Origin of the sequence: Rhodoferax sp. (assembly GCF_039922535.1) — a bacterium.
In the GTDB taxonomy this organism is placed as follows: Bacteria; Pseudomonadota; Gammaproteobacteria; order Burkholderiales; family Burkholderiaceae_C; genus Rhodoferax_B.
Map to the genome: position 1 here is coordinate 1 of NZ_JBDTEM010000058.1, position 8860 is coordinate 8860.

5 protein-coding genes, 1 tRNA gene and 1 pseudogene are annotated in these 8860 nt (G+C 60.8%); 1 reads left to right on the top strand and 6 read right to left on the bottom strand.

The window, feature by feature from the left end:
* From ABI213_RS02380 to ABI213_RS02390, 3 genes are all read right to left on the bottom strand, one after another.
* On the bottom strand, positions 1 to 1754 hold a 1754-nt coding region (locus ABI213_RS02380), incomplete at its 3' end, for an ATP-binding protein (protein WP_348025953.1).
* 17 nt (positions 1755 to 1771) lie between these two features.
* Positions 1772 to 2608, bottom strand: a complete 837-nt coding sequence (locus ABI213_RS02385; protein ID WP_348008899.1) for a phosphate/phosphite/phosphonate ABC transporter substrate-binding protein — start codon at positions 2606 to 2608, stop codon at positions 1772 to 1774.
* A gap of 384 nt (positions 2609 to 2992) precedes the next feature.
* Positions 2993 to 4390: an MFS transporter gene (locus ABI213_RS02390; protein ID WP_348008898.1), complete on the bottom strand. Its 1398-nt coding sequence runs from the start codon at positions 4388 to 4390 to the stop codon at positions 2993 to 2995.
* A 435-nt stretch (positions 4391 to 4825) separates the two neighbouring features.
* On the opposite strand from ABI213_RS02390, the gene acpA reads away from it, so the two are divergent.
* The gene (acpA, locus tag ABI213_RS02395) at positions 4826 to 6565 is read left to right on the top strand and encodes an acid phosphatase (protein ID WP_348008897.1); all 1740 of its coding nucleotides are present in this window, start codon (positions 4826 to 4828) and stop codon (positions 6563 to 6565) included.
* Positions 6566 to 6626: 61 nt separating this feature from the next.
* Here the strand turns inward: acpA and ABI213_RS02400 are convergent.
* From ABI213_RS02400 to tilS, 3 genes and pseudogenes are all read right to left on the bottom strand, one after another.
* Positions 6627 to 6719 (bottom strand) — tRNA-Ser (locus ABI213_RS02400).
* Positions 6720 to 6809: 90 nt separating this feature from the next.
* Positions 6810 to 8078, bottom strand: a complete 1269-nt coding sequence (locus tag ABI213_RS02405; RefSeq protein ID WP_348008896.1) for an aspartate kinase — start codon at positions 8076 to 8078, stop codon at positions 6810 to 6812.
* A gap of 44 nt (positions 8079 to 8122) precedes the next feature.
* A pseudogene (tilS, locus tag ABI213_RS02410) lies at positions 8123 to 8860 on the bottom strand (tRNA lysidine(34) synthetase TilS); the annotation flags it as partial.

Sequence of the window (8860 nt, forward strand, 5' to 3'; positions counted from 1 at the left end):
GTCACCATGATGATGACGGGAAGTGGGTTTCCGGGAAGCTCTTCTTTAATCTGCGATGCCGCAGCCAAACCGTCCATTCCGGGCATCCGCCAATCCATCAGCACTACGTCGTAGGGGGTTGCCAGCGCCTGCGCACGTCTTACGCTTTCAACGCCGGCAGCGCCGCTGCTGGCACCGTCTGCAACCCAAGCCATCGTCTCCAGGGTCTTGATGAGAATTTCGCGGCTCAAAGGGTTGTCATCGACCACCAGCACACGTAGTTTTTGCGGAAATGCGGCGCGCGTCGCTGCCGGTTCGGTCGTTTCGCCCACAGCCAATGTGATGTCAAACCAGAAACGGCTGCCTTTTCCCAGCTCACTTTCTACCAACAAACTGCCCCCCATCAAGGCCACCAGCCGCTGGCTGATGATCAAACCCAGGCCGGTCCCACCAAAACGCCGTGCGGTGGACGCCTCAGCCTGCGTGAAGCCATCGAAGATGCGCGTGAGCTGCTCTGGGCTCATGCCGATGCCGGTATCCATAATCTCTACCCGCAGCGTCAAATCGTCCGCCACACGCGCCCTTTGTGCCAACCGGATCACCACTTGCCCGTGTTGCGTGAACTTCACCGCATTGCCCGCCAGATTGATAAAAATCTGCTGCAAACGCAGTCGGTCGCCGTACAAAAGGGGCGGTAGCGCGGGGTCTATTTCAAAGATGACTTCGACGTCGGTAGTGCCTTCGTTGCCACTGAGCACCACCGCCAAATCGCGCATCAGCTCTTCGAGTTCAAACGGGTACAGATCCAGCTGCAATTTCCCCGCCTCCATCTTGGAAAAATCCAGAATGTCATTGAGCAACCCCAGCAAGGATTTGGCAGCGGATTGGGCTTTGCCCACATAGTCGCGCTGCCGACCGTCCAGCGCGGTTTTCTGCACCAGTTGCAGCATGCCCAGCACGGCGTTCATGGGGGTGCGAATTTCGTGGCTCATGTTGGCCAAAAATTGGCTCTTGGCGCGGTTCGCTGTGTCTGCGTCGTCTTTGGCCAGTTGCAGCTCGGCGGTCTTTTGCCGCACCCGCGATTCCAGTTTTTCCTTGGCCCGCAGAATAGACCCCGACATGGCGTTAAAAGCGCGGGTAGCCTGGGCGATTTCGTCATTGCCAACCACATTCAGTTGCATGCCTGCATTGCCACCGCTGATTTGCTGCGCCCCATGGGTGAACTGCGTCACCTGGCGTAACAGGTAACCACCCAGCACATACGAGAACACCGCGACCAAGGCAATTTCCAGTCCCGCAATAACCAAGCTCCAACGTTGTGCCGATGCCAAGCTTGCCTCTAGATCCTGGACATCAAAGCCCACTTGAACCACCCCAAATTGCGTGCCCTGCACCGCAATCGGCGCATCCACTGAAAAAACGAAGTCCGGCGCATCCGCCACACTGGATGAGCGTATGTACGGAACCCGCAGAAATTGCGGTTTTCCCGCTTGCGCCAGCACCTGCTGGCGTGCGTCCAGAATGCGGGCAAATACGATGCCGCGGCTGGAACTTAACAAGTCGGCCGCAGATTGAAGGCGCTCCAAGTCGGAGCTGATGACGCCATCACGGACCATGGCCGCAAATGTGCCCGCCGTGACTTCGGCATGCAAAGCAAGTTGGCGCTCGTTGGAGTCGTGCAGAAAGCGTGTCACACCCACAATCAACACTGCCAGCATGATGACCTCAATCAAGGCGATGCCGAGTATGGTCTTGACACGAAAAGAAAGGACCATGCTGGGTCTGCGCACGGCTAGGGCTCGATTTTCAAGTGGGCATCTTCGGGCCGGATCTTCAGACTGCGCACATCGTCCCAGTCCTCATCCTTGGCCGCTTCGAAGCCCGTGAATCCAATGCCCTTGAGCAATTCTTGGCCGCGAGGATCAGCACCCATCTCGCGCATGGCTTTCCAGAGCTGCGCCCGCACCGCAGCGTCCAGACCAGGACGGGTGGCAATGGCATGGGGCGTGAACTCTCGGGTTTCCCAAAGAACACGCAACTCGCTTCGCACGCTTTCATCCAGCAACTCCAGGGTCCGGGGAATTCCACCACCGCCAGGAAAGAGGCCTTTGGCAACGCTGCGGTAGACCGAATTGTGGGAATTGACAATCTTGGGTGTAAAGGCAATACCACGCCCGCGCAATTCGGCTTGCACCAGCAAGCTGGCCGCGAACGCAGCAGGCGTGGGAAAGGCAAGCGTCTTTCCGGCCAAATCGCTCAGGCTCTTGACCGGGCTGTCTTTCTTAACCACCACAATGCCTTTGATGCGGTCGCCCTTGGCGCGCGACAGTGCCCGATAGCCGGGGTGTGCGCTGAAGACCGTGTAGTGGTAGGGATTCATGTAGGCGACGTCGTACTCACCCGCGGTCAAACGCTGCTCAAAGCTGGGCACATCCGGTGCTGTGACAAACTGCAGGTGCAAGCCCGAACTCTGCGAAAGCCAAGCCAGCACGGGCGTCCAGGCTTCGGCAAGCTGCGTGGCGGACTGCTGTGGAACGATTGCGAATGTCAACGTCTGTTGGCCCCACGCCGGAGAGACCAGACCCAACAGCAAAATGCATTGGCTCGCGAGGCGGAAAATAAAATGCATGACCGATCTCCTGGAGCTATGAAATTGGGTCACCCGAAGCCACCCGCTTACAACCAAGTCGCTCCGCCGTTAGCCGGTAGGGTGTGACAAAAAATTGCAGCCTCAAAAAAATGGACCTCGCCGAACAGAATAAATCCTCCTACAAGTCTCCGTGCAGATTGCGGAAGATGCTGCGAAAATAATAGCACCACTGACCTCACGGGTTGAAGTATGGCACCGAAGACCGTCTTCGAAAATCACGCTTTCCCTGAGTGGGTGGTATGAAGTTCCAAGCTTTTTCCGTCCACCGGCGCACCAGTCGGCACGCTGATCTTCGGTAGCGGTTGACGATGGGGTCCGCAAACTTGGCGACGGCTTCCGCGTGCGGCCACCGGTGGAATAAATTTATTTACGCGCCACGAAATGGTCGCCCGCGCCCTGGGGCAGCCTCAGGGTGTCCAGCAGCCCGGCCAGCGCCACCGTGGCGGCCACCACAAAAGCCAGCTTGTACTCGAAGGCCGACGTGGCCAAACCCAGCGAACCCGACAGCTCTTGGCCCAGGCGGATGGACATCGCCCCCAGGGTGATGCCCGCCGCCATGCTGACCTGCGAGACGACGTTGAACAGCCCGTTGGCGTCGGCCATCTGCCGCTCGGGCACGTCAGCATAGGCAATAGTGCCCAAGCAGGTGAACTGCATCGAACGCGTCATGCCGCTCACAAACAACATCGGCACCAGCACGGCGGCTGGCGTGGCGGGGCCGACCAAAGCCCAGGCAGCCAGACAGAGCCCGGCCAGCAGCCCATTCCAGAGCATCACCGGGCGGTAGCCGAAGCGCCGCAGGATCGGTGTGGTCACGCTCTTCATGGCCAGGTTGCCCGCGAACATCACCAACAGCCAAAGGCCCGAATGCAAGGCATCCATCCCTAACCCGAGCTGGAACATCAGCGGCAGCAAAAACGGCAGGCTGCTGATCCCCATGCGCGAGAAGGAGCCCCCCAACATCACCGCGCGAAAGGTGGGAATACGCATCGGTGCCAGGTCCAGCATTGGGCTAGCGGAGCGGCGGAAATGCCGCAGCGCGGCAGCCAGCAAAAGTCCCCCGCCAATGAACACCAACAGGTTGACCACATCCACCGCGTTGGTCAGTTGCTCCAGCGCGCCGAGCAAGGCGAACATGCCACCACCGCACAGCACAAAGCCGGTCCAGTCAAAGGGTTTGCGCACCGTGGGCTCCAGCTTCGGGATCAGCCACAGCGCCAAGCCAAAGGCCGCAATGCCCAGCGGTACGTTGAGAAAAAAGATCCAGTGCCAGCTGGCGTGGTTCACGATGAAGCCACCCAGTGGCGGCGCAAGCACCGGAGCCACCAGCGCGGGCCAGACCAGGTTGGACATAGCCGCCATGCGCCCGCCCTGGGGTGTGTGGCGCAGCACCAGCAAACGCCCCACCGGCACCATCAGCGCCCCACTGGCGCCCTGCAGCACCCGCAAGCCGACAAAGGTGTGCAGATCGGTGACCAGCCCGCAGGCCACCGAGGTCAGCGTGAAACCGGCGATGGCGCAAGCAAACACCTGGCGCGGGCCGAGCCGGTCCGCAATCCATCCACTGACCGGGATGAACACGCCCAGTGCCAGCAGGTAGGCGCTCATCGCCACGTTCAGCTGTACCGCCGGCACCCCAAACGAATGCGCCATGTCCGGCAAGGCCGTGGCAATGATGTTGCCGTCCAGCACCTCCATGAACATCGCGCCGGTCACCAGAAAAGTCACCCAGCGCAAACGCGCGCCTTCTAGCGTGCGCATGTGGCACCCCCTGCATGCCGCCACTTAGGCAACACCCACTGGCGACACACTCTGACAATCCAAACCATAGCGCACGTCTCCTTCTAATCTTTATAAGACATTTTGCCCTCTACCGTAGATAGGGCCTGCGGCGGAAGCTATACATTCAATAGCAACATACAGCCACGCAGTCGGCACACACCTCCATCTGCGTTGATCCCATGCGGGGGCTTGGTGCCAGACCTGCATCACCCCCGCTCCTGCCCAAGATTTTGCCGCACCACGCGAGCCACAGTGCGTGGCCGCTGCCCGATGTGCCTGGGCGCAGCCAGCAGCGCATGGCAACGACTTTGCAGTTCTTTACGCCGGAACGCGGGGGCGGCATGCAATGTGTCACCGGTATGTCACTGCCCGTTCATAACCTCAAAGTCTCTTCAACCCCACGCGCACTACAACATGAAAAAACCCTCTGGTTCCGTACCCTCTGCGGGCCAAAACACATCCCCCGAAAACGCCACGGGCCAACGCATCAGCCGACGCAACATCCTGCTGGGCGGTGCCGTGGGCATGCCCCTGGTGGCCTTGACGGGTTGCGGCGGCGGTGACGACGGTCCGGTGGTGGCTTCGGCCGCAGACATCGACGCCGCCCTGAAAGCCAAGGTCAAGACCATCGTCGTGATCTACGGCGAAAACCGCAGTTTCAACAACCTGTTTGCCAACTTCCCCGGTGTCGAAAAGCCGCTGTCGGGCCTGCTGCCTGCGGACTACCAGCAGCGCGACCGGGACGGCACCACGCTGCTGGCGACTTTGCCCACCGTGCCCAACGGCTGGCTGACCGTCGCCCAGACCGCCAATGGCACGGCCTACGCGGCGGGCCAGCAGTACCAGACAGGTCTGGCCAACGGGCCTTTTGCACTCAAGGGCCCTTCGGGCGAAAACCTGCCGCTGACCCTGGTCCACCGCGATCTGTGGCATGTGTTCTACCAAAACCAGATGCAGATCAATGGCGGCAAGAACGACCAGTTTGCCGCCTGGGCCGACTCCGGTGGCTTCACCATGGGCTATTACGCTAACACCAGCTACGGCCTGCGCCTATGGGAACTGGCGCTCGACTATGTCTTGTGCGACAACTTCTTCCAGGGCGCATTCGGCGGCTCTTTCCTGAACCACCAGTACCTGGTTTCTGCCACCGCACCGCGCTACCCCAACGCCGACACCAGCATTGCCAAAGGCATCATCGCCACCACCACCGATGGCACGCCCACCGGTACCAAACTTAAGCAGCTGGCTAGCTCACCGGCCAGTGCGATGACCGGCATTCCCACGTTCGGCCCGAGCTCCATGACACCCACCGAGACCTTGGCCGACGGCAGCCGACTCAGCTACTGCGTGAACACCATGTTCCCGCCGTACCTGCCCACGCCGACCTCGTTCACGCTGGACAGCACCGGTACCACCGTGGACCTCACCTTGGCCAGCAACGCCTCGGTTGTGCCACCGCAAAGCCATGAACACATCGGCGACAAGCTGGACAAAAAAGGCATCGAATGGGCTTGGTATGCCGGGGCCTTCCAGCAAACGCTGGACCAGCATGGCGCCAACATTTCCACCGGCGTGCCGGTGGTGCCCAACTTCCAGTACCACCACCAGCCCTTCAACTATTTCAAGGACCTGGCACCCGGCACGGCCGCCCGGACCAAGCGGCTGCGCGATGGCGGCCTGGGCGACGACGAGAGCACCAACATCTTCTTGTCGGATGCACGTGCCGGCAAGCTGCCCGCGGTCACGTTCTACAAACCCCAGGGCAATCTGAACATGCACGGCGGCTACACCGACGTGGCCTCGGGCGACCAGCACATCGCCCACGCCATCTCCGTACTGCGCAGCAGTCCGCAGTGGAGCAGCATGGTGGTGGTGATCACCGTCGACGAAAACGGCGGCTGGTGGGACAACGTGGCACCGCCCCAAGGCGACCGTTTTGGTCCAGGTTCGCGCGTCCCTGCGCTGGTGGTCTCGCCGCTGGCCAAAAAGGGCTTTGTCGACCACACGGTGTACGACACTGCGTCGATCCTGCGCCTGGTCACCCGCACCTTCGGTCTGGAAAAACTCGACGGCCTGCAGACCCGTGACGCCGCGATGACGGCACGCGGCCAAACGCCGATGGGCGACCTGACGAATGCGCTGAACCTGGTCTGACGCTGGCAATTGGGCCAACAAAAAAGCCCTGCAACTTTACAGTTGCAGGGCTTTCGTGTTTTGGAGGAGACGGAGGGATTCGAACCCTCGATGGAATTTTAAGTCCCATACTCCCTTAGCAGGGGAGCACCTTCGGCCACTCGGTCACGTCTCCAAGACCAATATTATCGCACGACTTTTAGCCCTTTATGAACGCGAAGCAACTTTCATCGCTCGGAGTGCTCCGCACCCGAGTCGATGAAAGTCAGGCCACCGGCTGGTCAAGTTCAAAAGCTTTGTGCAGCGCGCGCACAGCCAGCTCCATGTACTTCTCGTCGATCACTACCGAAGTCTTGATTTCGCTGGTGGAAATCATCTGGATGTTGATGCCCTCCTCAGACAGGCAGCGGAACATCTTGCAGGCCACGCCAACATGGCTGCGCATGCCGATACCGACGATGCTGACCTTGCAGATCTTGGCATCGCCAATGATCTCGGTGGCACCCAGCTTGGGCAGCACTTTTTCCTTCAGCAAATCGACCGTCTTGGCAAAATCATTGCGGTGCACGGTAAAGCTGAAGTCGGTCTTGCCGTCTTTGCTGACGTTCTGGATGATCACATCGACTTCGATGTTGGCATCGGCCACGGCACCCAGAATTTGGTAGGCGATACCGGGGGTGTCGGGCACGCCCAGCACGGAAACTTTGGCTTCGTCGCGGTTGAACGCGATGCCCGAGACAATGGCTTGTTCCATATTTTCGTCTTCTTCAAAAGTAATCAGGGTGCCAGATTTGGCTTCAATGGCGATGTCGATATCCCACGGGGTAAAGCTAGACAGCACCCGCAGCGGCACTTTGTATTTGCCGGCAAATTCGACCGAGCGAATCTGCAGCACTTTGGAGCCCATGGAGGCCATCTCCAGCATTTCTTCAAAGCCCACGGTCTGCAGACGGCGCGCTTCGGGCACCACACGCGGGTCGGTGGTGTAGATGCCATCCACGTCGGTGTAGATCAGGCATTCGGCGGCCTTCATGGCGGCGGCCACGGCCACGGCCGAGGTGTCACTGCCGCCACGGCCCAGCGTGGTGATGTTGCCCGCCTCGTCCACGCCCTGGAACCCGGTGACGATGACGACCTTGCCCGCTGCCAGATCGACGCGCACTTTGTGGTCGTCGATGGATTCGATGCGGGCCTTGGTGTGGGCGCTGTTGGTCAGGATTGGCACTTGCCAACCTGCGTAGCTGACCGACTCCATACCCTCGCCTTGCAGCGCAATGGCCAACAAGGCCACCGACACTTGCTCGCCGGTGGAGGCCAGCATGTCGAGCTCGCGCTGGTAGGCTTCGGTGAGTTTGGCGGGTGCCAGCTCTTTGGCCAGGCCGAGCAGGCGGTTGGTTTCGCCGCTCATGGCGCTGGGGACCACCACCATCTGGTGGCCCGCGCGCGCCCATTTGGCGACGCGCTTGGCGACAAGGCGGATGCGCTCGGTGGAGCCCATCGACGTGCCGCCGTATTTGTGAACGATCAATGCCATGGAATGTAGAAGACGCTAAGAAGTGGAGTGCCCGAGGGCACAAATTACGAGAGGTCTGGAAGCGCCGCAGAAACGGTGTCCAAAGCCTTGGAATTGTACCAATCCAGCCACAGGCCCCGCCGCACGGCGAAGCCTGCGCCCACTTTGATGTGGATTTTTTGGCCACGCGTGGTGCAGGCGGCGATTTGGTGCTGCAGCTCGTGCAGTTGTGCGGTGCTGGGCGTGGTGTGGTGGCGGCCCGTGAGTCAGTGCCGCAACACATTGGCCTGGCGAGCGTATGACAGGCTTTGCAGCGCGGCAATCTTGGGTGGATGGCCCACGGCAAGCAAATCTTGCTCCGCCACTTCCACCAGCACGGTTTGCGCCTGCGCGGCATGCGCGGCGCTGCGGGCAAAGGTTTCGCGGAACTGCGGAAACGCGGCCTCCAGCACCGGCAGCAGTTGGGCGCGGATGCGGTTGCGGGTGAAGCACTCGTCGGTGTTGGTCGGGTCCGTCACGTAGGCCACGCCGCGCTGGGCTAGCCAATCGCGGATGTGGTCGGCCCGCACGCCCAGCAGCGGGCGGTGGTAGTGGATGCCGTCGCGCTCCCAGCGGGCGGGCATGCAGGCCAGCCCCGGCAGGCCCGCACCCCGGCTCAGAGCCAGCAGTAAAGTTTCCGCTTGGTCGTCGGCATGCTGGGCCAATACTATGGTTTTGATAGCTGCCTGCGCAGGTGCTTCCTGCGCCAGGGCCCTAAAAGCCTTATAACGTGCTTTGCGGGCTGCGTCCTCCGGGCTCTCGCC

What these genes read in the sequence shown, in the direction of transcription:
- ABI213_RS02385 (WP_348008899.1), bottom strand. Translation starts at nt 2,608, where the DNA reads ATGCATTTTATTTTCCGCCTCGCGAGCCAATGCATTTTGCTGTTGGGT.
- ABI213_RS02390 (WP_348008898.1), bottom strand. Translation starts at nt 4,390, where the DNA reads ATGCGCACGCTAGAAGGCGCGCGTTTGCGCTGGGTGACTTTTCTGGTG.
- acpA (WP_348008897.1), top strand. Translation starts at nt 4,826, where the DNA reads ATGAAAAAACCCTCTGGTTCCGTACCCTCTGCGGGCCAAAACACATCC.
- ABI213_RS02405 (WP_348008896.1), bottom strand. Translation starts at nt 8,078, where the DNA reads ATGGCATTGATCGTTCACAAATACGGCGGCACGTCGATGGGCTCCACC.